This window comes from Micromonospora sp. NPDC047134 (genome assembly GCF_040643455.1).
Classification (GTDB): Bacteria; Actinomycetota; Actinomycetes; order Mycobacteriales; family Micromonosporaceae; genus Micromonospora.
The window spans coordinates 18616-39674 of sequence record NZ_JBEYUI010000022.1; the positions used below are offsets into that span (position 1 = coordinate 18616).

Sequence of the window (21059 nt, forward strand, 5' to 3'; positions counted from 1 at the left end):
CGGTACCCACCATGGTCCGCCGGACGGGTGCTCCGGGGCCACCCGGCAGCGGGGGTTGGCCCCCGGCGTCCTGGACCGGCCCGTCGGCTACGGGATGATCGACGGCCCGGTCCAGGGCGCCGGGGGTCCTGCGCCTGCCGGCTGAGGACCCCTGGATGGCGAATGCGTGCGGCTGTCGGGTGACGCACCGGACACCCTTGAGATGCCACGATCTATTCACTAGATTCAATCGCCGCACGGCGAGAACGATCGACTTCGAGATCCAGGAGAGTGCCTCATCGCTCACATCGATCTAGGGGTGCCCGAGGCCGAGTTCCCCGGCATCCGTGGCCCGTTGCGCTTCCGACCGGAGACCGGCCAACCGTTGCTTGAGCTGGTCGAGGTGCTGCTGCTCGGCACACTCGGCATACGCGGCGGCCCAACTCGATGAGGGCATGTCCCTGGTCGAGCAGGTGCGTGCCGACCCGGACACCGCGCCGATCTCGGCGAAGCTGCGGGCCCTGCTGCGCATCGCCGCTGCCGTCCAGGTCAGCGGACGCGAGGTCACCACCGAACTCGTCGAGGCCGCCCGCACCGAAGGCGCCACCGACCTGGAAATCCACGACACCGTCCTCATCGCCGCGGCGTACTGCATGTTCAACCGGTACGTCGACGGCCTCGGCACGCTCGTACCTGACAACCAGGAGTGGTACATGGGCCCGGCCGGACGGGTCGCGACCCGCGGCTACCTGCCGGTGCTGGACCGCTGACCCCGTGCCGATCATCGAAATATCATCGGCTGATCGAATCAGGATGTGAGGTCATGGCACACATCGACCTGGGCGTGGACGAGAACGAGTTCCCCGGGGTCCGGGGCCCGTTGAAGTACCGGCCGGTGACCGGCAAGCCGATGTTGGAACTGGCCGAGACCCTGTTGCGGGGGCCGCTCAGCCTACCCACCGCCGACCGCGAGTTGATCGCCGCGTACGTCTCCGGTCTGAACCAGTGCACCTACTGCTGCGCGGCGCACTCGGCGTTCGCCGCCGCACTGCTCGACGCGGGCATGCCCCTGGTCGAGCAGGTTCGCACCGATCCGGACAACGCGCCGGTCAGCACGAAGCTGCGTGCCCTGCTGCACATCGCCGGGGCTGTGCAGCGTAGTGGCCGCGACGTCACCCCGGAGCTGGTCGAGACGGCCCGCGCCGAGGGTGCCACCGATGAGGAGATCCACGACACCGTCCTCATCGCGGCGGCCTTCTGCATGGTCAACCGGTATGTCGATGGCCTCGGCACCTTCGCCCCGAGTGATCCGACGTTCTACGAGGAGGCAGCCCGGCGGGTCCTCAGCGTCGGCTACCGCAACACGGTCTGAGCGCCGGCGGCGACCAGGCTGCGGCGGGCGCCGGCGACCCTACTCAGGACAGTTCGGGCGCCCCGGCTTCCCGGGATCGTCGGGCGGATGGTGGCGGGCTGGCCAGCACCCGCAGCGGCGCCATCAGGCGCCCGAGCACCCCCGGTCGGGTCCGGTTGAGCACCCGCGACCGCAGCAGGGTCAACCCCTCGCCGTCCAGGTGGTCGAAGGCCCACGGTCGGCCGCCGATGCCGAGCAGCAGGGTTTCGGCACGGCCGCGGACCACCGGCCCGCTGCCGTACGTCCAACCGGTGTCGGTGGCCTCCAGTCGCAGGCCACGCAGCCGGTCTCCCATCGCGTACCCGGGCGAGGGCTGGTCGGTCAGGTGCCGGAAGGCCACCCGGAGCCGCTCCTCCGGGGTGTCGCGGGCGATGTTCAGGGGCACCCGCATGTCCAGGTCGTGCAGCAGCACGTCGGTCAGGACCGGGTCGTACCCGGAGCGCGGGATGGTGGTGCGGGAGGTCGCGTGCCGCCGCAACCTCGCCACGATCTCCTCGATCGGCAGGCGGGCGGCCCGGCGGGTCAGCCGGAGGTTGAAGCGGTCGAAGTCGGCCCCGGTGGTGACGATCGCGGCGTAGATCTTCAGTTGGCCGAAGCGCAGGTAGGTGGTGAGGTGGGCGGCCACGTCGTGCACCCTCCAGCCCGCGCAGAGGCTCGGCCGGCGGAGTTGCTCGGCCGTCAGACCCTCCAGAAGGTCGGCTGCCCGGTGCCGCTCGTCGACGATCATGTCGAACACCCGCATGACTACCAGGGTATTGATACTTACCGTTGTCGACATCCGTCCGCGTGCCGTGCCGACCGGTAGCGGCCCGCCCCGCCGGACGGGATGGAGCGTCGGGCGAGGCGGGCGGCCAGGTGCGCTGGTCAGTCGAAGTCAGCCGGGCTGAACTCCTTGTGCTCGACCAGGACCAGCCAGTTGCCGGAGTTGTCGCGGGCCACGGCTTCCACCCCGTACGGGCGATCCGCCGGTTCCTGGAGGAATTCCACGCCCTTGGCGCGCAACTCCTCGTAGGACTTGCGGCAGTCGTCGACGGCCAGACCGAGGGCGAAGAGACTGCCCTCGTCCCGGGCCCGGCCGAACATCTCGGCCACCTCCGGCGACAGCGGCGGGCCGGGGAGTTGGAGGTGCACCTCCAACTCCGGCTGGCTGGGGTGACCGACCGTGCACCAGCGGTAGGAGCCGTCGCCGATGGTGAGGTCGGTGCGCTCGACGAACCCGAGCACCTCGGTGTAGAAGGCCTTGGCGGCGTCGATGTCCTTGACGAAAACGGTGGTCAGCGAGACGTTCGTAATCATGCGGGCCAGGCTAGGCCCCATCGGTGCGGTGGTGGCTTCTCCTAGCTTGCGGCGTCACCGCGCCGCTCGGCGAACCCCCACATGAACACGAAACAGCCCGGGATACGCGGCGCACCGGCCTGCGCCCAGCGGCGCTGGAACTCGCTGGGTGACTCGCCGACGAGTTCCCGGAACCGGCTGCTGAACGAGCCGAGGCTGGCGAAGCCGACCGCGTAGCAGACCTCGGTGACGGTGAGGTTGGTGGCTCGCAACAGGTCCTGGGCCCGCTCGATGCGCCGTTGCGACAGGTACGCCGCCGGCGAGAGGCCGTACGTGATGGTGAACAACCGATGGAAGTGATACTTGCTGATGCCGGCGACGGCCGCGACGGCGGCGAGGTCCAGCGGCTGGGTGTGGTGGCGGTCCATGTGGTCGCGTGCCCGTCGCAGGTGAACCCGAAGGTCACCGGGAGCACGGGTCGGCGGTCGGCTCATCACGACAAGCCTATGTGACAGCCAACGCGAGAATGATACGCATAACTGTAACGAAGAAGCCTGGTCCTACGCCTATCCCGGGTGTAGACAGGATTCTGATCATGGCGGCGGTGCGCGGGGCGGTTCTGCCGCCCGCCAGGAATCCACAACGTGAGAGGGGGGCTGGTGCGGGGCGAACTGCAACGCATCGTCGACGCCGTCGCCGCCCACGCCGGACGTCCCGCACTGATCGAGGACCGTCGGCAACGGGTCGTCGTGTACAGCGAGCAGAACGGGCTGACCGACGAGGTCCGCCGGGCCTCGATCCTGCGCCGGCAGAGCAGTCCGGAGGTCGTCGCCTGGGTACGCGACCTCGGGCTGGCCGACGCACGCGGGCCGGTACGCACTCCGGCGCGGCCGGACCTGGGCATGTTGCCCCGGCTGTGTGTGCCGGTGCGGCACCACGAACTGCTGCTCGGCTACGTCTGGTTCATCGATCCCGACGGCACCATGACCGATGTCGACCTGACCGCCACCGGCCTGCTCAAGGAACTCTCCCTGGCCCTGTACCGGGAGAATCTGCTCGGTGAACTGGCCGCGCAACGGGAGACCGAGGCGGCCCGTACCCTGCTCGCCGACAGTCCGGAGACCCGCGACCAGGCGGCCCGGGCCCTGCTGGAGGCGGGGATGATCGCCGCCGACGGGCCCCGGACGGCGTTGGTGGCCCGGCTGGTCGCCCCCGCGCACCGGCAGCCGGACGAGTTGGCCCGCATCGCCCTGGAACAGGCCCTGGTGGCCGCCCGCCGACGGGCCGGGATCAGGGAGGCCCTGCACCTGATCCGGCACGACCACGGGGTGCTGCTGCTGCCGGCCGAGCCGGTCGCGGGGCGGCCCGCCCCGGAGGCCGCCGCCCGCCAACTCGACGAGGATCTTCAGCACGTCACCCGGGCGCTCGGCTCGGTGGAACGGACGGTGGTCGGGGTCGGGCAGATTCGGCCGCGGCTGGCGGACGCCGCCGAGTCGTACGTCGAGGCGCTGCACGCGGCCCGGGTCGGTGCGCAACTTCCCGCGCTGGGCCGGGTGGTCTTCTGGTCCGCTCTGGGCAGCTACCGGGCCCTGGCCCGACTCAGCGACCAGCAGCTGACGGTGGCCGACGTGCATCCCGGGCTGGCCCGACTGCTGGCCACCCCGGGCAGTCAGGTCCTGCTGACCACTCTGGAGCGATATCTGGACCAGGCCGGCAACGCCCATGCCACGGCGGCCCGGCTGCGGCTGCACCGCACCACCCTCTACTACCGACTGCAACGCATCGAGGAACTGGCCGACACCGACCTCAAGGACGGTGACGAGCGGCTGTGTCTGCACCTGGGACTCAAGCTGGCCCGGTTGACCGGGCAGCATCGGCCCGAGGAGTGAGGCGCCTGCGACACACGTAGCATCCCGGCGCGGGGATCTCCGACAGGTGCCCGATGACCGACGGCCAGTTGATCTCTAGGTTCGGCAAAGGGGCAGTTGAGGGGGGTGGCGCGGTGGTCGGGCGTTGGCTCGGGCGGTTCGTCGTGCCCGCCATCTTCGCGGTGATCTTCGTAGCGCCACTGTGGTTCATGGTGGTCGGATCGTTGCGGCCGGCCGGCTCCCCGCCGCCGCGCACCCTGGAACTGTGGCCGGCCGATCCCACCACGGCCGCGTACACCCGGCTGCCGGAACTGGTGCCGCTGGCGCGGTATCTGGCCAACTCGGCGCTGGTGGTGGCGATGGCCGTACCGCTGACCGTGCTGGTGGCCGCGCTGACCGGCTTCGGGCTGCGGCTGCTGTCCGGGGCCGCCCGCCGCCGGGCCCTGCTGGCCCTGCTGGTCGTGTTGCTGGTGCCGGTCACCGCCGTGTGGGCCACCCGGTTCGAGGTGTTCCGCCTCTTCGGGGCGGTCGACACCTACCTGCCCCTGCTGGCACCGGCGGCGTTGGCCGTCAGCCCCTTCCTGATCCTGCTGTACGCCTGGAGCTTCGGCGGCATACCGGACAGCCAGTTGCAGGCCGCCCGGCTGGAGGGCGCCGGCTGGCTGACCATCTTCCGACGGCTGGCCCTGCCCCAGGTCAAGCCGGCGACCCTGGCGGTGGCGGTGCTGGCCTTTACCTTCCACTGGTCCAACTTCATCGACCCCCTGCTCTATCTGACCAGCGGCGACCGCTACACCTGGCCTCTGGGGCTACGGTTCCTGCTGCTGCTCAACCCGACGGACTGGCCGCTGCTGATGGCCGGCAGCGTGATCGCCACCGCGCCCTGCGTCCTGATGTTCCTGCTCGCCCAACGGATCCTGCTGGCCGACGATCCCCTGGCGGCGCTTCGCTCGAAAGGAAGACGATGACCTCCCTCTGGCGGCGCACCTGCGCCACCTTGCTGGCGACGGCGCTGATCGTCACCGGATGTTCCTCCGGTGACGACAAGGCCGACGACTCCGGCATCACCGTCGTGCTGTTCGGTGACGCCGAGGAGATCGCCGGCTACCGGACCATGGTCGCCGACTTCACCGCGGCCAACCCCGACGTACCGGTCAACTTGTCACCGGTGGCCAGCCAGGACGAGCTGATGGCGCGGCTGACCACCTCCTTCGCCGGGGGTCAGCCGCCGGACGTGTTCCTGCTCAACTACCGCCGCTACGGCCAGTTCGCCGCCCAGGGGGCGATCGAGCCGGCGCAGTCCTACCTGGACTCCAGCGAGGCGATCAAGGAGAGCGACTTCAGCCCGCAGGCCCTGGACGCCTTCCGGTTCGACGGTAAGGAGCTGACCTGCCTGCCGCAGAACCTGTCCTCGCTCGTCGTCTACTACAACGCCGACCTGTTCGCCGCCGCCGGGGTGCCCGCCCCGAAGGCGGGCTGGACCTGGGACGACTTCCTCGCCGCCGCAAAGGCGTTGACCCGCGACGGCCGGTACGGGGTCGGGGTGGACCCCTCGCTGCCCCGGCTGGCCCCCTTCGTCTGGTCCAACGGCGGTGAGCTGGTCGACGATCCGGACAAGCCGAGCAGGCTGACCCTCACCGACAACCCGTCCTCCCGGGCGGCCGTGGACTGGTTCCTCGACCTGCAACTGCGCCACGGTGTGGTGCCGCCGGACGCCGAGGAGCAGAGCGAGTCCAGCGAGGCCCGGTTCATGCGCGGCACGCTGGGCATGTACCTCAACAGCCGGGTGGCCGTGCCCACCCTGCGCACCATCACGGACTTCACCTGGGATGTCGCGCCGCTGCCGGTGGCCCCCGGCGGGCAGCCGGCCTCCATCCTGCACAGCGACGCGTACTGCATGAGTGCCGGACTGGACGACCACCGGCCGGCCTGGCGATTCATCGAGTACGCGATGGGCAACGCCGGGCAGCACACCCTGGCCGAGTCGGGCCGTACCGTGCCGTCCCGTCTTGAGGTGGCCAACTCCCCCGTCTTCCTGGACCCGGCCAAGCCGCCCCGCTCCTCGCAGGTGTACCTCGACGCGGCGCCGCACCTGCGGGCCACCCCCCGCACCGGTAGCTGGTCGCGGGTGGAGAAGGAGGGCAACAGTCTGCTGGCCGAGGTCTTCTACGGCCGGATCGACCGCGAAGCCGGGCTGCGCCAACTGGAGGACCGGATCCGTCCGCTGTTCTCGGCGGGCAAGTGAAGGGCGTCATCCGGCTGGAGGCCCTGACCCGGTCGTACGGCGGCAAGCCGGCCGTCGATCGCGTGGACCTGGAGGTGGCCGCCGGGGAGTTGATCACCCTGGTCGGCCCCTCCGGATCGGGTAAGTCGACCATCCTTCGGCTGATCGCCGGACTGGACCGGCCGGACAGCGGCCGGATCCTGGTCGACGACGTCGACGTGGCCACCATCCCGCCGCCCCGGCGCGCGGTGGCGATGGTCTTCCAGGACTACGCCCTGTTTCCGCACCTGAGTGTGCTGGACAACCTCACCTTCGGCCTGCGGGTGCGCAAGGTGCGTCGGGCCGAGGCGGTCCAGCGGGCCGAGGCCGCCGCGCAGCGGCTCGGCATCGGTGACCTGCTGGACCGCTACCCCGATCAGATGTCCGGCGGCCAGCGTCAGCGGGTGGCCCTGGCCCGGGCGCTGCTGCGCGACCCCAGTGTCTACCTGCTGGACGAGCCGCTGGCCAGCCTGGACGGGCCGCTGCGCTTCGCCACCCGCACCGACCTGCTGGCCCTGCACCGGGAACTGCGCACCACCACCATCCATGTCACCCACGACCAGCACGAGGCGATGACCCTCGGTGACCGGGTGGTGGTGCTGGCCGAGGGGCGGATCCGCCAGGTCGGCCCACCCCAGCAGGTGTACGACGAGCCGGCCGACACCTTCGTCGCCGGGTTCCTCGGCAGCCCGCCGATGAACCTGGTGCCCGGCGGCGGAGTGCTCGGCGGCGACGCCACCCTGACCATCGGCGTACGGCCGGAGGACCTGGCCCTCGACGACGCCGGACCGGTCACCGCCATCGTCGAGGCGGTGGAGTCGCTGGGCAGCGAGGCCAACCTGTCGACCCGCTGCCCGGACGGCACCCGGCTGATCGTGCGCACCGGCCCCCGCCCCGGGGTGGCTCCCGGGGACGAGGTGCGGCTGCGCGCCGATCGGCTGCACCGGTTCGACGCGACCACCGGCCGACGACGATGACCCGGCCCCGCCGACCCCTGACCGGCTGGGCCTTCCTGGCCCCGTACGCCATCGCGGTGGCCCTGCTGGTCGCGGTGCCGGCGCTGCTCAACGTCGGGTACGCCTTCACCGACCACACCGGGCTGACCCGGGACCCCCAGTTCATCGGGCTGGACAACATCCGCCGGATGTTCGGCGACCGGTTCCTGCTCGACAGCCTGGAAGCCTCCCTGTTCCATGTGGCGCTGGCCGTACCGGTGCGGTTCATCGCCGCGGTGGGACTAGGTCTGCTGCTCGCCGCCCCCCGCCCGGGTGGCCGCTGGTTCCGCACCGCGGTCTACCTGCCCACGGTCATCCCGGACGTGGCCCTGGCGGTGCTGTTCCTGTGGGTGCTCAACCCGCTGTACGGGCCGCTGAACCAACTTCTGGGGCTGTTCGGTCACGAGGGTTACAACTGGCTGGCCGACCCCACCACGGCCCGTATCGGGGTGGTGTTGATGTTGGCCTTCCCGATCGGTGAGGGGTTCGTGGTGGTGCTGGCCGCCCGTCGGCTGCTCGACGGCCGACTGTACGAGGCGGCCACCCTGGAGGGGTGTGGCCCGTTCGGACAGTTGCGGCGGCTCACCCTGCCCCTGCTGGCCCCGGTGCTGGTGCTGCTGGCGGTGCGGGACATCATCCTCACCCTCCAGGTGAACTTCGTGCCGGCGTACGTGCTCACCGACGGGCGGCCCGCCAACGCCACCCTGTACCTGCCGGTGTACATCTTCGACCAGGTCTTCGAGTTCTCCGGCTTCGCCTACGGCTCTCTGGTCACCATCCTGTTGATGCTGATCACTGCCGTGATCATCATCGTGCTGCTGCTGGTCGTACGACGCTGGCGGGTGCTGCGATGAGCTGGCATCCTGCTGCGATGAGATTGCGGGTACTGGTCGCCACCGTCGTCGTCCTCCCCCTGCTGGCCGCCTGTGGTGACGGCTCGGCGGCGCCCACCGGCGGCGGTCGCGACCTGTTGGCGAATCTGCCCAGTTGTGACCGGGTGCCGATGGACGATCCGGAGGTCGAGGCCGACGTACCGGGTCTGGCCCTGCCGGAAGGCTCCCGGGTCACCGACGTCGTGCGGCAGGGGGTGCTGACCACCGTGGAGGCGACCCTGCGGATGTCTCCACTGGACGTTCGCGCCCACTACGAGCAGCGTACGGACCTGGAGGTGCTGCGCGTCGAGGACGAGGTCTTCGAGACCGAGGTGCTGGCCCGGACCGAGGCTCGACGGATGTACCTTCGTGCCTCGGCGCTCTGTGCGGACGGCTCCAGCCTGACGGTCGTGGTGGGGCCGGACTCCGAGGACGCCGGTCTGCCCGAGTTCCGCAGCGGCGGATGACCTCTCGACAGATGTCCTAACCGGACCGGGGGTTCTCCCGACAGATGCTCGGTGACTGGCACCGACCAGCGATCTAGCGTGCGCAGCAAGGACCGTTCGTGTCCGGATCAGGAGAGACCCCCATGAAACTTACGTTCGCGAGGCACTATCGCGGACTGGCGGCGACAGCTGTGGTCGGGCTGCTCGCCACGGTCGCGTTGGCCGCGTCGTCCAGCCCACCCCCCGCTGTTGAACCGTCGCTGGCCACCAACCTGCCCACCGGCCCGATGGAGGTGCCGGACGAGTGGATGACCGCCCAGCGGTTGAGTGATGGCAGCACCAGCCTGTCGGCCACCCAGTACGCCAACGCCCGGGGCGAGGCCAAGCAGCTCGCCGTGCGGACCAAGAACAGCTACCGCAAGCTCGGCGACCAGCAGTGGGACTTCTTCGGGCCGCTGAACATCGGTGGCCGGGTCCCCGACCTCGTGGTCGACCCGCAGGTGCCGGACCAGCTGTTCATCGCCGCCGCCTCCGGTGGCGTGTGGAAGTCCAGCGATGCCGGCGACGTCTTCACCCCGGTCTGGCCGGACAGCTGGTCCCAGCCCATCGGTGCGCTGGCCATGACCAGCGACGGTGTCCTGTTCGCCGGCACCGGTGAGGCCCAGCCCGGCGGTGGTTCCATCACCTTCGGTGGTGACGGCATCTACCGCTCCACCGACCGCGGGGGCTCCTGGAAGCGGGTCGGTCTGACCGACAGCCACGCCATCGGCCGGCTCGCCATCGACCCGACCAACGAGAAGCGCATCTTCGCGGCGGCCAGCGGCAACCTGTTCATCCCCGGCGGTGAGCGCGGCGTCTACCTCAGCGAGGACGGCGGTGACAACTGGCGGCAGGTGCTCGCCCCGCTGAACGGCACCACCGGCGCCACCGAGGTGATCATCGACCCGAGCAACCCCAACCGGGTGTACGCGGCGATGTGGGACCACCTGCGCGAGCCGCACCAGCGCACCTACGGTGGCCCCGGTTCCAGCCTCTGGCGCTCGAACGACGGCGGTGAGACCTGGCAGCGGATGACCAACGGTCTGCCGACCGACGCCGACCAGGGCCGCTGGGGCCTGGCCGTCGCGGCGAGCAACCCGCAGCGCCTCTACGCCTACGTGGGCACCGCCATCGGCCCGTTCCGGGCGTTCTACCGCTCCGACAACGGTGGTGACAGCTGGACGCAGATGCCGGTCACCACGAGCCAGGCTTCGCAGTCGACCTTCAGCTGGTGGTTCGGCAAGATCTGGGTCGACCCGGCCGACGCCGACCACCTGTTCCTGATGGGTGTGAACCTGATGCGCTCCACCAACGGCGCGCAGAGCTTCTCCTCGGTGCGCGGTCCGCACGCCGACCAGCACGTCATGCGCTGGGACCCGAAGGTGCCGGGCCGGGTCTACCTCGGCAACGACGGCGGCGTCTACCGCTCGGAGCAGAACGGCGCGGGCGGCTGGGTGAAGGCCACCGACGAGCGGTACACCCAGTTCTACACCGTCGACGTGGCGGAGACCGACCCGACCCTGAAGGTCGCCGGCGCCCAGGACAACGGCTGCAACCGGGGCTACAACGGCCGCCTCGGCCCGTGGCAGGCCATCGGCTGTGGTGACGGTCTGCAGACCATCATCCACCCGGAGAACCCGAACATCGTCTTCGGGTGCAGCCAGTACGGTTCCTGCTACCGGTCGGAGAACGGCGGTTTCGCCCCGCGGCAGACCATCGGCACCAACCAGACCACCTCGCAGCGGCGTAACTGGCTGACCCCGCTGCTGTTCGACCCGAACGACCCGAACGTCATGTACTACGCCGGCAACATCCTCAACCGGTCGACGGACAACGGTCGTACCTGGACCCCGATCAGCCCCGACCTGACCAACGGTGGCCCGAACGACCCGTCCGGCTACCCGTGGGGCACGATCACCACGGTCGCCGTCGCGCCCAGCGACAGCAACACCATCTACGTGGGCACCGACGACGGCAAGGTCTGGTGGACCCGTGACCTCGGCGCCACCTGGACCGAGGTCGACTCGGCGCAGCTGCCGGGCACCTGGGTGACCCGGATCGCGGTCAACCCGAAGGACGCCAACATCGCGTACGCGACCTTCTCGGCCTTCCGTTCCGGCAGCGACCGGGCGCACGTGCTGATGACCCGCGACGGTGGGCAGACCTGGATCAACATCGGGCAGGGCCTGCCCGACGCTCCGGTCAACTCGATCGTCCCGACCTCCGACGGTCTGCTGATGGTCGGCACCGACGTCGGTGTCTTCCTCTCCGCCTGGAACGGCGGGGAGTGGGCCAACCTCGGCAAGAACCTGCCGCAGGCTCCGGTGATGTACCTGCGTTACCACGAGCCGAGCCGGCAGCTGACCGCCGCCACGTTCGGCCGCGGCATCTACGACGTGACCGTGCCGCGTTGCCCGGCCTCGTCGACCAAGCTGCCGCTGAAGAACCCGGGTGTCGGCGTGGTGGGCGTGCTGAACTCCTGCCGCTAGCCTGATCGGCCGCCACCGCACCGGCCCGCCGAGGTGATCACCAATCGGCTGGTCTCCGGCGGTGGCGGTCGGAGCACTCGAACGATCCGGAGGCCACCTCCCCATCCCGGGGCGGTGGCCTCCGGCCTGAGCGGCTACCGCAGGCGACGGGCCGGGAAGCGGGTCGGCGGGTCGGCGATCGCCTCCTGGGCGACGATCAACTGGAGTTCCCGGGTACCGGCGGCCATCGTCGCCTCCAGCACGGTGAAGATCGAGGCGGTGGTCCGCTCCAGCGCGACGGCCGGTGAGCCGCTGGTGCGCAGATGCGCCAGGTACAGCGCGGCGGTGACGTCACCACCGCCGTTGGGGTAGATCGGCAGCAGGGGGGTGGTCACCGCCCAGGCGCCCTCGTCGGAGACCGCCACCACCTCCAGCGACCCCTCCGGCACGGCGCTGTGCAGCACGCTGGTCACCAGGACGTGCCGTGGTCCGGTCGCCCGGACCACGTCGACCGCCGCCAGCACATCATCCATCGACTCGGTCGGGCGACCGGCGAGGAACTCCAACTCGAAGTGGTTCGGGGTGACGATGTCGGCTCGGGGTACCACCACGTCGCGCAGGTACTCCGGGATGCCCGGTCGGACGAACATGCCCCGGCCGACGTCGCCCATGACCGGGTCGCAGCAGTAGACGGCGTCCGGGTTGGCGGTCTTGACCAGGCTCACCGCGTCGAGGATCACCGACCCCATCGCCGGGTCGCCCAGGTAGCCGGAGAGGACCGCGTCGGCGTCGCCCAGGACACCACGGTCGGCGATGCCGGCGATCACCTCGGCGACATCGGCCGGGGCCAGCAGCGGGCCGCGCCACGCGCCGTACCCGGTGTGGTTGGAGAAGTGCACCGTCAGCACCGGCCAGACCTCGTGCCCGAGCCGTTGCAGCGGGAACACGGCGGCCGAGTTGCCGACGTAGCCGTAGGCGACCGAGGACTGGATGGACAGGATTTTCACGGTCCCATCATGGCGGGCACCGGTTGCGAGCCGCGCCGGGGCCCACCGGTAACGGCCAGGATGTCGGCCGCTGCCGGTGGGCGGGTGTCGCCGTACCGGGATGAGGGCCGCCCGGGGCGGGCGGCCCTCATCGTCGGTTTCCTACTCGAACAGGGACAGGGTCAGCGTCGAGGTGTACGCACCGGCCTCGACATCCGCCGGAGTACGCAGGAACAGATCCGCGTCGACGGTGTACTCGCCAGGGGTCACCGCACCGGAGTCGAAGGTCGAGACCAGCAGTTCCTGGTCGACCAGACCCACGTTGTTACCCGGCTGAGTCGGCTCGTCCAGGACGGTGACGACCTCTTCACCCTCGCTGACCAGACCGGTGTCCCCACCGTCGATCAGCTTCGGCTTCCAACCCAGGTGCCCGGCACCGATCGGGTCCTGGTCGGCGTCCCCGACGAAATCGGTAGCGCTACCCAGCACCGCCCACGCGGCACCCTCGGGCACCTCGTCCGGCGTACGGGTGTCCGTGACCGTCACCGTCGGCAGGTTGCCGGTGAACTGGCGGACCAGCAGCGTCGACCCGTCCTCGGTCAGGGTCACCGAGTCGGCGGCGACCGTCATGGCGAGCACACCCGGCTCCCGGATCTCCTCGATCTCGACGGTCACCTCCACCCCGGCCTCGTCACCCGGCTCGGCGAAGGCGGGCGAACCCACCGCCACCACCCCGGCCAGCAGGGCACCGGACGCACCGGCGGCCAGCAGCCGCTTACGGCTCCATGTGTTCATCAATTTCTCCGTCGTCGCTTGTCAGTTACTGGGCGGGCCGCGGGTCGGCGCAGTTGACGGCCGCGTACCCCTTGGTGACCGTGGTGGTCACCGTCTCGCCGCCGAGGGCACCGGTGGCGTGCGCCGAGGCGGAGCCCTCCGAGACCGTGCCGGACCGGGTGTTGAACTGCTGGAAGGTGCTCGCGCCCGGCGCGACGTTGACGGCGGCCTTGGTGCCGTAGCTGCTCTCCAGGGAGATGCTGACGGCCGCGTCGTTCTGGTTGTGCGCCTGCACCGCGACGTACGCCTTGCCGGCCACACACCGCACCTGGGTGGTCACCGTGACCCGCAGTGCCTCCGGGTCCCAGGCCTTCGTCGTGTTGTGGTTGGTGCCGGTGCCGTCGGGCACGTAGCCGTTCTCGACATTGCCCTTCGAGTCCACCGAGAACCAGTTCACCGTGGTGCCGTTCGGCAGGGTCAGGGTCTCCCCGCCCTCACGCACGCCGGCCGAGCCGTAGAGGGTCGACTCGAGGGTGGGCCGGCTGCCGTCGACGGTGTAGAAGACCGCGGCCGGCTCGCTGGTGTCGAAGGTGACGTCGACCATGCCCGCCGTGGCGCTCGGCTCGACGGTGATCGTGCTGGTCGGGGCCGCCGTGTCGGTGTCGTAGTCGCGGGCCACCCGCAGCATCTCGACCAGACCGTTGGAGAACTCCATGGTCTCTTCCTTGGCCGATTCCCACGGCGGCTGGAAGGACGTGCCGACCTCGAAGTTCCAGGCGTAGATGCCGTACTTGTACCAGAGCATGTCACCGGAGTTGCCGGCCGCCGAGTAGAGCACGTCGGCGACCGGACCGGTCCGCGCCGGGGTGACGGCCAGGTTGCGGTGCCGCTTGATCGCGGTGAGGATCCGCGACGAGGCACCCCAGAACAGCGACTCCTCGGCCAGGGTCGGCCGCGGCGCCGAGATCCGACCCGGGGTCGCGTACGCGCCGGGCGACCACATGAAGTAGTTGCCGGAGGAGTGCAGGTTCATCGAGAACTTGATGTTCGGCCGGGAGGCCAGCCAGTCGACGTTCCTGTTCTCCGGCTCGGACAGCTCACTGGGCCCGGCGTACGAGCCGCTGGTGCAGGAGTGCGAGGCGCCCGAGTAGCCGTCGAAGAGGCTGTACTCGGTGTAGTTGCGGTTGTTGTCAACACCCCAGGAGGTACGGCCGAGGAAGTCCCCGTTCGTCTCCGGCGTGCAGTGGTTGGTCATGTTCTTGCGCTGCGAGTTGAAGTCGTAGAACGAGAAGTGACCACCGTCCGGGTTGACCGACGGAGCGATCCAGATGTCCAGGTTGTCGATCAGGTCGCGGGTGTTGGCGTCCTGCTCGTAGTTGCGCAGCAGCCGCTCGGCGGTCTCGATGGTCACCAGCGGCGGCACCCACTCACGGGCGTGTTCCTGGGCGTAGGCCAGGACGCCGAGCTTGGAGCCGTCGCGGTGCTTGCCGATCCGGATGGCGTAGACGGAGTGCGGCTCGCGGGAGACCGACTCCGGTGCGGAGAGGCCGTCCGACAGCTTGGTCGGCGCGGCCGGCGCGACCACCCCGGCGCCCTCGTTACCCCGATAGGTGTACGCCTTGAGCAGGGTGCCCGCCTCCGCGTTGAGCGCGGCGGCTACCTGCGCGGCGGTGCTGGTGACCGCGCCGGAGGCGTCGGTGGCCAGGCTGACCCGCACGTCGTTGCCGGTGACGGTCACCGTCAGCGCCGAGTCGGCGGCACCGGGGTCGACCAGTTCGACCGAGATGTCGTTGCCGCCCTCGTGGCCCCAGGCCAGCGAGTCGATGCCGACCCGGTTGGCGTTGCCGCTGCCGAGCACGGCCTGTGCCTTGCGCCGGTAGCCGTTGGTCTTGTGCGGCAGCTCGACGATCTCGGAGATGGCCGGGTACTGGGCGGCCAGGGTGTGGATCCGGTCGTACAGCTCCGTGGGGGTCAGGTAGCTGTTGACGAAGTCCTTCTGGTAGCCCGGGCCCTCGGGGGCGTCACCGGAGATCGGCAGCCACTCCTTGACCTTGGCCACCGCCACGTCACCGGTCGGGCTGGTGATCTGCACGTACTCCGGCCGGCTGGTCACGATCGACGCACCCCGGTGGTACATGTATACCCCGGCGTCCATGAAGCGGTTGATGTTCTGCGTACCGCCGGAGCCCATCTCGGTGCCCGGCCCGCTGTCCCGGGAGACGGTGAGGGCGGTGTTGGCGTCCTGGCCGCCCGCCCACTTCGCTTCCACCGACAGCACCTCGTCGGTGCCGTTGGTGTAGTAGTCCGCCCGGATGATCTTGACGTCGGAGGCGGCGGCCCGGGCCGCCATCCCCTCGCCACCCTGCATGAACTCCTGGTTGTCGGCCAGGTGGGCGGCGATGGTCGCCTCGCGCTCGGCGATCCGCGCTGCGGAGTCGGCCGGGGTGTGCAGCACCTCGCCGAAGGTGAATCCGGCGGCGGTCAGAGTGGCCACCTCGTTGCCGGTCACCACTGCGTGGACGACGATGCCGTCCTCGCTCTGGTGGACGTGGTGGTCGAGGTCGACGCCGGTGGCCACCAGCGCATCCAACTCGTCCTTGTCGGCCAGCAGCACCTCGACCACGTTGGCCTGTTCGTCGGCCAGCCGGCCGAGGTCCTCAGGCACCTCGCTGACTCCGGTGGTGGCGTTCTGGGACACGACGGCGGCCGCCGGGTTGACCAGCAGCAGCACCGCGGCGCCGGCCGCCAGCGCGGCCGCCATGGGTACCCGGCGTCGCCACCGGGTACTGGTACGGAATTCGGACATGAGGCTTGTCGCCCCTTCTCGGTGTGCGGTGGGGGTTAGGCGACTGCCTTCGGCCGCACACGACTCCCCAGGTCGCCTCGGCGAAGGCGTCCGATGTGTACACCGCCCGCATCACCGACTACGCAGCGTCACACACCGGACCAGTAGGAGTGATCAGGTCGCGGACAACTTTCACCCGCTGAAGGTCATCTGTCAATCGTCCCGAAGTATGGGCGGGTGATCACCCCCACCTCGGCCAACCGTCCAAGGCGAGGTGTTTGACCTGCGTGCAGACTGGAGAGGCAAGAGCAAGGAAGCTTGAGTGCAAGGGGGGATCACCCGTGTCCGACAATGCCGGCAATCGGCCCAGTCACACCCATGAACGCCCGGAGCAGGTTACCGATCCGCTGCTGTGGCGGCTCGCTCTGGATGTCGCCGATGCGCACGCTCCTGCGGAGGACGGCGGCTGCGAGCACCTGCTGTGCGCCGGACAGGAGTGGCCCTGCCGGCCCTGGGAGCAGGCCCAGCGGGCCCTCAAACTCGCCCAGGGCGGCTCGACGCAGACCCCCGAGCGGCAGACCACCTGGCCCGCGCCGTACACCCTGCCTTCGTGGCCGGGCGAGCAGTCACGCGGCGACTCCGCCGCCGCCTGAGCCACGCCTCAGTCGCAGTCGCGCCGCTCACGAGGGGCGGGCTGCGAGACAGCGCCTGCCCTCTCGCGGTGTCACGGACAGCTCCTGCCTGCCCCGGCGTGGGAACCGGTCGGCCGCACAATCTGACCCGCGCGGTGATCGACCGGTCGCGGCGTCGCGGACAGCGCGCGGCGACGCGAGCGCCCGTCAATGTAGCGTTGACGGGTGCCTGATCCGTTGCACCGACTGGCCGACCTCCCGGCAGCCCGTCAATGCCTGGACGAGCAGGAGTTGGACCTCATCGACCAGGCCCGGCAGGGCGGAGCGACCTGGCGCCAGGTGGCCGAGGCCCTCGGCCTGAGCAGCCGCCAGGCCGCCGAACAGCGGCGTCAGCGGCTTGCCGCCGGCCGTCGGGCCCGCCGCGCGGTGGCCGACCGGCGCTGGCCGGGCGAGGTCGCCGGGCTGCGCGCCACGCTCACCGGACTGCATCGTTGGATCGAGGCGGACCGCCGGTGGGACGGCAGGTTTCCGGGCGCCAACCTCACCCGGCACACCGTCCTGCTCGCCCTGGACGCCGAACCGGGCGCTCTGCACGACCTGGCCCGGCATGTCGCCGCCGACCTCACAGACGCAGGCCACGGACTGCCCGGAGCGGTCCGCATCATCACCGCCGAACTGCACACCGGCCTGTCAATGCTTCGTTGACGGCCCCTTGCCAGTCTTGCCTCCGCCGGGCTCAGGATCGAGGCTATGAGTCAGATCGACTCAATCCTGGAGGCGTGATGCGGCGCAACGCGGCCCTGCTCGTGGCCATCTCCGTGGTGTCCGGCTTCGGCGGCAGCGCGATGGCCCTGGTCGCCGGCATCTGGATTCTCGACCTCACCGGGTCCAGCGGGCTCGCCGCGCTCGCCGGGATCTGCGTGTACGCCCCCACCCTCGCCGGCCCGTGGCTGGGCGCCCTGGTAGACCGGATGCCCCGCCGAGGGCTGCTGATCGCGACGAACCTGACCCTGGCCGCCGTGCTGCCCACCCTGTTGGCGGTGCACGGACCCGCTCAGCTGTGGCTGTTGTTCACCGTCTGCGGGGCGTACGGCGTCGGCTATGTCGTCATCGACGCCGGAGAGAGCGCCATCCTGCCCGCCGCCCTCTCCCCCGCTGCACTCGGGCACGTCAACGGTTGGCGGTCCAGCGCCCAGGAGGGGGTCAAACTCGTCGCCCCGCTGGCCGGGGCCGGTCTGTACGCCTGGCGGGGTGGACACCTCGTCGCCCTGCTGGCCGCCGTCCTGCCGCTGCTGGTGGCCGTCGGGTACGCGGCGTTGCGCCTGACCCGGACCCCGCCGGTCACCGGAAGCCGAGGTGGCGCCGCCCGCGCCGGTCTGGCCGTCCTGTTCGGCTCGGCGTCGATCCGCCGGCCGGTGACCCTGGCCGCTACCGCGATCGGGATGCAGGCCCTCACCACGGCCGCCGGATACGAGATCGTCACCGTCGAGCTGGGCCTGCCGGCGACCTTTCTCGGGGTGCTGCTCAGCGCCCAGGGTGCCGGCTCGATCGTCGGCGGGCTGGTGGTCGGCCGGCTGATCACCCGGTTCGACCCGACCACCGTGGCCGTGGTCGGTGCGACCCTGTTCGCGGCGAGTTGCCTGGGTCGCTGCGTACCGTGGTGGCCGGCGGTGCTGGCCGCCTCGGTGGTGGCCGGTGTCGGCCTGCCCTGGGCGCTCGTCGCAGCCGTCACCGCGGTCCAGACCCACAGCCCGGGCGAACTACTGGGTCGTGCCGCCGCGACCGCCAACACGATCATGTTCGGGCCGATCGCGCTGGCCACTCCGCTCGGTGCCGCCGCCGTACTGCTGGGTGCCCGGATGCCGCTGGTCCTGGCCGCCGTCGTCTGCCTGGCCGCTGCCGCTCTGGCCTCCGGCCGCCTGTCCCGGCCGGGCCGGACCCGACCCGGTCGGGACGGCACGCGGTCACCGTGGCCGACACCGACCGGAGCCTGAGCCGCAGGGCCGCCTCAGCCGGTCTTGCGGGCGACCAACGCGTACTCGGAGACCGGGGTGGTGTCGTTGCCGTCCGGCCGCCACTGGGAGCAGGTGACCAGGCCCGGTTCGAGGATCTCCAGGCCCTCGACGAAGCCGGCGATCTCCGCCGGGGTACGCACGGCCATCTCGGCGCCACCCCCGGCCCGCCAGGACTCCATCGCCCGGTCCACCGCCTCGGGGTTGACCTCCCGAGTGGGATGGGAGATGACCAGATACCCCCCGACGGGCAGGGCCTCGATCAGCCGCCGGGCGATCCGGTTGGCCTCGGCATCGTCGACCACGAAGTTCAGGATGCCCAGCAGCATGACCGCCACCGGCCGGGTGAAGTCCAGGGTGCGCCGGGCCTCGGCGAGGATGTGGTCGGGCTGGCGCACGTCGGCGTCGATGTAGTCGGTAGCGCCCCGCGGATCGCTGGTGAGCAGGGCACGCGCGTGCACCAGCACCATCGGGTCGTTGTCGACGTAGACGACCCGGGTGTCCGGAGCGACCGACTGGGCCACCTCGTGGGTGTTGTTCGCGGTGGGCAGCCCGGTGCCGATGTCGAGGAACTGCCGGACCCCGGCCTCCCCGACCAGGTGTCGCACCGCCCGGCCGAGGAAATCACGGTTGAACCGGGCCGACTGCACCAGCTCCGGCATGTAGGCCAGTACCTGCTGGGCGGCCTCCCGGTCAGCGGCGAAGTTGTCCTTGCCGCCGAGCAGGTAGTTCCACAGTCGAGCGGAGTGGGGTATGTCGCTCTGGATGGCTGCGCTGAGCGGGGATGCGTCGGTCACCTGGGCTCTCCGATGTGCGGTGGCACGGCTTCGTCCATGTGGGACGGTAGCACCTGTAGATCGACTGTGGAGCAGCCGATGATCCACTGACAATCGACAGAACGGTGGGTTTCCAGCCGGGCACCCGCCGTCAGAATCCCTGTTCCCACCACGAGTGGACGGCAGACCGGAACGAGACGGAGTGGTCACATGGGCATCTTCAGACGGCGCCGGCAGTTGCCGCAGCAGTCACCGCCAGAACTGCCGTATCCGCCACCACCTACCCTGGCACCGGGCGACCTGGCGGCCGCGCGGCAGGTGGTCAGCGCCTTCCTCGCCGGCCTCGGCGACGACGACCGGATGTGCACGGCCGGTACGGCGGTGGTCCAGGCCGGTGGGGGCGTCGCCGATCTCGATGAACTGATGCGCAATGTCCGCCTGATCCACCAGACCGGCGACCTCGGCATCGACCGACCCTGGCGTTGGCTGGCCGTGGTCACCGCCGAGGCTCGACAACTCGGTGACCTCGCCCTCGTCGCCGACATCGCATCCTTCGTCCACCTCTGGGACACCCGACTGCGCAGCCGGATCACCTCCGGCGAACTGACGATGGCGCTGCAAAACCCACCCCAGGATGCCGTGCGGGAGATCTACGCGGTCGCGGTGACCGCCCTCGCGGAGGTCGACCCCGACCACGTCGTCGCGGACGGCACGGGCGGCATCAGGGTGGCCGCGCTGCGGACCGGCATCGCCCACCGCATCCTCGACGCCGACCCGCCGTACCCCGCGGAGGTCTCGGCCGAGGCCCGACGGATCGTGCCCACCTGAACGGCCCAGCTTGCGCGGCCTGGACCCTGCGGTGCCGGCCGGCAGCACAGCGCGGAGGGGTCCGGACCGCGGTCCGGACCCCTCCGATCGGGGCAATGGCGTCAGGCGGGGATCGCGGTGACGTACCAGAGCTGGCCGGTGACGTTCTGGCACTTGTCCATGAACGCCGCGCCCTTCAGGACGGACTCCGGCGCGAGCCGGTTGCCTTCCAGGCATTCACCTTCCTTCTCCCGGAACTTCGTCTGAAGCCGGAAGAGGTTGTCGCCGGCCTTGACGAACTTCCACTGCTGGCCGGTGACCTCCTGGCAGGTGTCGAGGAATGCGGCGCCGCCGAGGACCTTCCCGGCGCGCTGGTTGCCTTCCAGACACTTCTCCTCGCCGAGGAACTTCGTCCGCAGCGTGTAGTAGCCGTCCGGGCGCTTGGTGAAACTCCACGCCTGCCCGTCCACGTCCTGGCAGGTGTCCTGGAACGCGGCACCGGCGAGGGTCGAGTTGCCGTCGATCCGGTTGCCTTCCAGGCACTCGTCCTCGCCGCGGAACACCGTCTTGAGCTTGTAGTACCCCGAGGCGGCGGCTGGGACCTGCGCCGCCGGCTGCGCCTTGACGTCGACCGTCTTCACGGCAGCGGGGTCCGAACCGTCCACCGGCTC

20 protein-coding genes and 1 pseudogene are annotated in these 21059 nt (G+C 70.4%); 13 read left to right on the plus strand and 8 right to left on the minus strand.

All coding sequences use genetic code 11. The annotated features are described in order from the left end of the window. The first annotated feature begins 277 nt into the window (after nt 1–277). Both ABZ795_RS23060 and ABZ795_RS23065 read left to right on the plus strand, forming a co-directional pair. Nucleotides 278–749, plus strand: a pseudogene (locus ABZ795_RS23060) (carboxymuconolactone decarboxylase family protein). Between the two features lie 53 nt (nt 750–802). Next, the gene (locus ABZ795_RS23065) at nt 803–1351 is read left to right on the plus strand and encodes a carboxymuconolactone decarboxylase family protein (protein ID WP_357531827.1); all 549 of its coding nucleotides are present in this window, start codon (nt 803–805) and stop codon (nt 1349–1351) included. Between the two features lie 43 nt (nt 1352–1394). On the opposite strand, the gene ABZ795_RS23070 is transcribed toward ABZ795_RS23065, so the two are convergent. From ABZ795_RS23070 to ABZ795_RS23080, 3 genes are all read right to left on the minus strand, one after another. After that, nucleotides 1395–2132: a maleylpyruvate isomerase family mycothiol-dependent enzyme gene (locus tag ABZ795_RS23070; protein ID WP_357531828.1), complete on the minus strand. Its 738-nt coding sequence runs from the start codon at nt 2130–2132 to the stop codon at nt 1395–1397. 122 nt (nt 2133–2254) lie between these two features. Continuing rightward, the gene (locus tag ABZ795_RS23075) at nt 2255–2686 is read right to left on the minus strand and encodes a VOC family protein (protein ID WP_357531829.1); all 432 of its coding nucleotides are present in this window, start codon (nt 2684–2686) and stop codon (nt 2255–2257) included. 41 nt (nt 2687–2727) lie between these two features. After that, a complete protein-coding gene (locus tag ABZ795_RS23080; RefSeq protein ID WP_357531830.1) occupies nt 2728–3159 on the minus strand; it encodes an AraC family transcriptional regulator in 432 nt (143 codons plus the stop codon). 150 nt (nt 3160–3309) lie between these two features. On the opposite strand from ABZ795_RS23080, the gene ABZ795_RS23085 reads away from it, so the two are divergent. The 7 genes from ABZ795_RS23085 to ABZ795_RS23115 all read left to right on the plus strand — a co-directional run bounded on the left by ABZ795_RS23085 (nt 3310) and on the right by ABZ795_RS23115 (nt 11637). Continuing rightward, nucleotides 3310–4554 carry a helix-turn-helix domain-containing protein gene (locus ABZ795_RS23085; RefSeq protein WP_357531831.1) on the plus strand — a complete coding sequence of 415 codons (1245 nt, stop codon included), beginning with the start codon at nt 3310–3312 and terminating at the stop codon, nt 4552–4554. Nucleotides 4555–4667: 113 nt separating this feature from the next. Beyond that, nucleotides 4668–5501 (plus strand): carbohydrate ABC transporter permease, encoded by an 834-nt coding sequence (locus ABZ795_RS23090; protein ID WP_357531832.1) that lies wholly within the window; start codon nt 4668–4670, stop codon nt 5499–5501. After that, nucleotides 5498–6778, plus strand: a complete 1281-nt coding sequence (locus tag ABZ795_RS23095; protein WP_357531833.1) for a sugar ABC transporter substrate-binding protein — start codon at nt 5498–5500, stop codon at nt 6776–6778. The genes ABZ795_RS23090 and ABZ795_RS23095 overlap by 4 nt, the downstream gene beginning before the upstream one ends. Then, nucleotides 6775–7773, plus strand: a complete 999-nt coding sequence (locus tag ABZ795_RS23100; RefSeq protein WP_357531834.1) for an ABC transporter ATP-binding protein — start codon at nt 6775–6777, stop codon at nt 7771–7773. Before ABZ795_RS23095 ends, ABZ795_RS23100 begins: the two co-directional genes overlap by 4 nt. Beyond that, complete coding sequence (locus tag ABZ795_RS23105) at nt 7770–8645, plus strand: sugar ABC transporter permease (RefSeq protein WP_357531835.1); 876 nt, start codon at nt 7770–7772, stop codon at nt 8643–8645. Before ABZ795_RS23100 ends, ABZ795_RS23105 begins: the two co-directional genes overlap by 4 nt. Nucleotides 8646–8662: 17 nt before the next feature. Beyond that, nucleotides 8663–9130, plus strand: coding sequence for a hypothetical protein (locus tag ABZ795_RS23110; protein WP_357531836.1), 468 nt, complete (start codon nt 8663–8665; stop codon nt 9128–9130). A 122-nt stretch (nt 9131–9252) separates the two neighbouring features. Next, the gene (locus tag ABZ795_RS23115; RefSeq protein WP_357531837.1) at nt 9253–11637 is read left to right on the plus strand and encodes a glycosyl hydrolase; all 2385 of its coding nucleotides are present in this window, start codon (nt 9253–9255) and stop codon (nt 11635–11637) included. A gap of 134 nt (nt 11638–11771) precedes the next feature. Here the strand turns inward: ABZ795_RS23115 and pdxY are convergent, their stop codons facing one another. From pdxY to ABZ795_RS23130, 3 genes are all read right to left on the minus strand, one after another. Then, nucleotides 11772–12623: a pyridoxal kinase PdxY gene (gene pdxY, locus ABZ795_RS23120; protein ID WP_357531838.1), complete on the minus strand. Its 852-nt coding sequence runs from the start codon at nt 12621–12623 to the stop codon at nt 11772–11774. A 141-nt stretch (nt 12624–12764) separates the two neighbouring features. Next, nucleotides 12765–13397, minus strand: coding sequence for a hypothetical protein (locus ABZ795_RS23125; RefSeq protein ID WP_357531839.1), 633 nt, complete (start codon nt 13395–13397; stop codon nt 12765–12767). A gap of 25 nt (nt 13398–13422) precedes the next feature. Continuing rightward, entirely contained in the window at nt 13423–16182 is a 2760-nt protein-coding gene (locus tag ABZ795_RS23130) for a M14 family metallopeptidase (protein WP_357531840.1), read from the minus strand. 320 nt (nt 16183–16502) lie between these two features. Between ABZ795_RS23130 and ABZ795_RS23135 the strand changes: the two genes are divergently transcribed. The 3 genes from ABZ795_RS23135 (at nt 16503) to ABZ795_RS23145 (ending at nt 18787) form a co-directional block, all read left to right on the plus strand. Next, nucleotides 16503–16814 carry a hypothetical protein gene (locus tag ABZ795_RS23135; protein ID WP_357531841.1) on the plus strand — a complete coding sequence of 104 codons (312 nt, stop codon included), beginning with the start codon at nt 16503–16505 and terminating at the stop codon, nt 16812–16814. Between the two features lie 204 nt (nt 16815–17018). Beyond that, the gene (locus tag ABZ795_RS23140) at nt 17019–17498 is read left to right on the plus strand and encodes a hypothetical protein (RefSeq protein ID WP_357531842.1); all 480 of its coding nucleotides are present in this window, start codon (nt 17019–17021) and stop codon (nt 17496–17498) included. Between the two features lie 77 nt (nt 17499–17575). Then, nucleotides 17576–18787, plus strand: a complete 1212-nt coding sequence (locus tag ABZ795_RS23145; RefSeq protein WP_357531843.1) for an MFS transporter — start codon at nt 17576–17578, stop codon at nt 18785–18787. Between the two features lie 14 nt (nt 18788–18801). Here the strand turns inward: ABZ795_RS23145 and ABZ795_RS23150 are convergent, their stop codons facing one another. Next, complete coding sequence (locus ABZ795_RS23150) at nt 18802–19602, minus strand: SAM-dependent methyltransferase (protein ID WP_357531844.1); 801 nt, start codon at nt 19600–19602, stop codon at nt 18802–18804. Nucleotides 19603–19791: 189 nt separating this feature from the next. On the opposite strand from ABZ795_RS23150, the gene ABZ795_RS23155 reads away from it, so the two are divergent. After that, nucleotides 19792–20409: a hypothetical protein gene (locus ABZ795_RS23155; protein WP_327025627.1), complete on the plus strand. Its 618-nt coding sequence runs from the start codon at nt 19792–19794 to the stop codon at nt 20407–20409. A 101-nt stretch (nt 20410–20510) separates the two neighbouring features. Here the strand turns inward: ABZ795_RS23155 and ABZ795_RS23160 are convergent, their stop codons facing one another. After that, nucleotides 20511–21053 carry an RICIN domain-containing protein gene (locus ABZ795_RS23160; RefSeq protein ID WP_357531845.1) on the minus strand — a complete coding sequence of 181 codons (543 nt, stop codon included), beginning with the start codon at nt 21051–21053 and terminating at the stop codon, nt 20511–20513. Nucleotides 21054–21059 lie beyond the last annotated feature (6 nt).

Bases quoted from the DNA above. Each gene is read 5' to 3' on its own strand.
- ABZ795_RS23115 (WP_357531837.1), top strand. From the start codon at position 9,253: ATGAAACTTACGTTCGCGAGGCACTATCGCGGACTGGCGGCGACAGCT.
- ABZ795_RS23070 (WP_357531828.1), bottom strand. From the start codon at position 2,132: ATGCGGGTGTTCGACATGATCGTCGACGAGCGGCACCGGGCAGCCGAC.
- ABZ795_RS23065 (WP_357531827.1), top strand. From the start codon at position 803: ATGGCACACATCGACCTGGGCGTGGACGAGAACGAGTTCCCCGGGGTC.
- ABZ795_RS23105 (WP_357531835.1), top strand. From the start codon at position 7,770: ATGACCCGGCCCCGCCGACCCCTGACCGGCTGGGCCTTCCTGGCCCCG.
- ABZ795_RS23130 (WP_357531840.1), bottom strand. From the start codon at position 16,182: ATGTCCGAATTCCGTACCAGTACCCGGTGGCGACGCCGGGTACCCATG.
- ABZ795_RS23155 (WP_327025627.1), top strand. From the start codon at position 19,792: ATGGGCATCTTCAGACGGCGCCGGCAGTTGCCGCAGCAGTCACCGCCA.
- ABZ795_RS23075 (WP_357531829.1), bottom strand. From the start codon at position 2,686: ATGATTACGAACGTCTCGCTGACCACCGTTTTCGTCAAGGACATCGAC.
- ABZ795_RS23125 (WP_357531839.1), bottom strand. From the start codon at position 13,397: ATGAACACATGGAGCCGTAAGCGGCTGCTGGCCGCCGGTGCGTCCGGT.
- ABZ795_RS23110 (WP_357531836.1), top strand. From the start codon at position 8,663: ATGAGATTGCGGGTACTGGTCGCCACCGTCGTCGTCCTCCCCCTGCTG.
- ABZ795_RS23080 (WP_357531830.1), bottom strand. From the start codon at position 3,159: ATGAGCCGACCGCCGACCCGTGCTCCCGGTGACCTTCGGGTTCACCTG.
- ABZ795_RS23145 (WP_357531843.1), top strand. From the start codon at position 17,576: ATGCGGCGCAACGCGGCCCTGCTCGTGGCCATCTCCGTGGTGTCCGGC.
- ABZ795_RS23095 (WP_357531833.1), top strand. From the start codon at position 5,498: ATGACCTCCCTCTGGCGGCGCACCTGCGCCACCTTGCTGGCGACGGCG.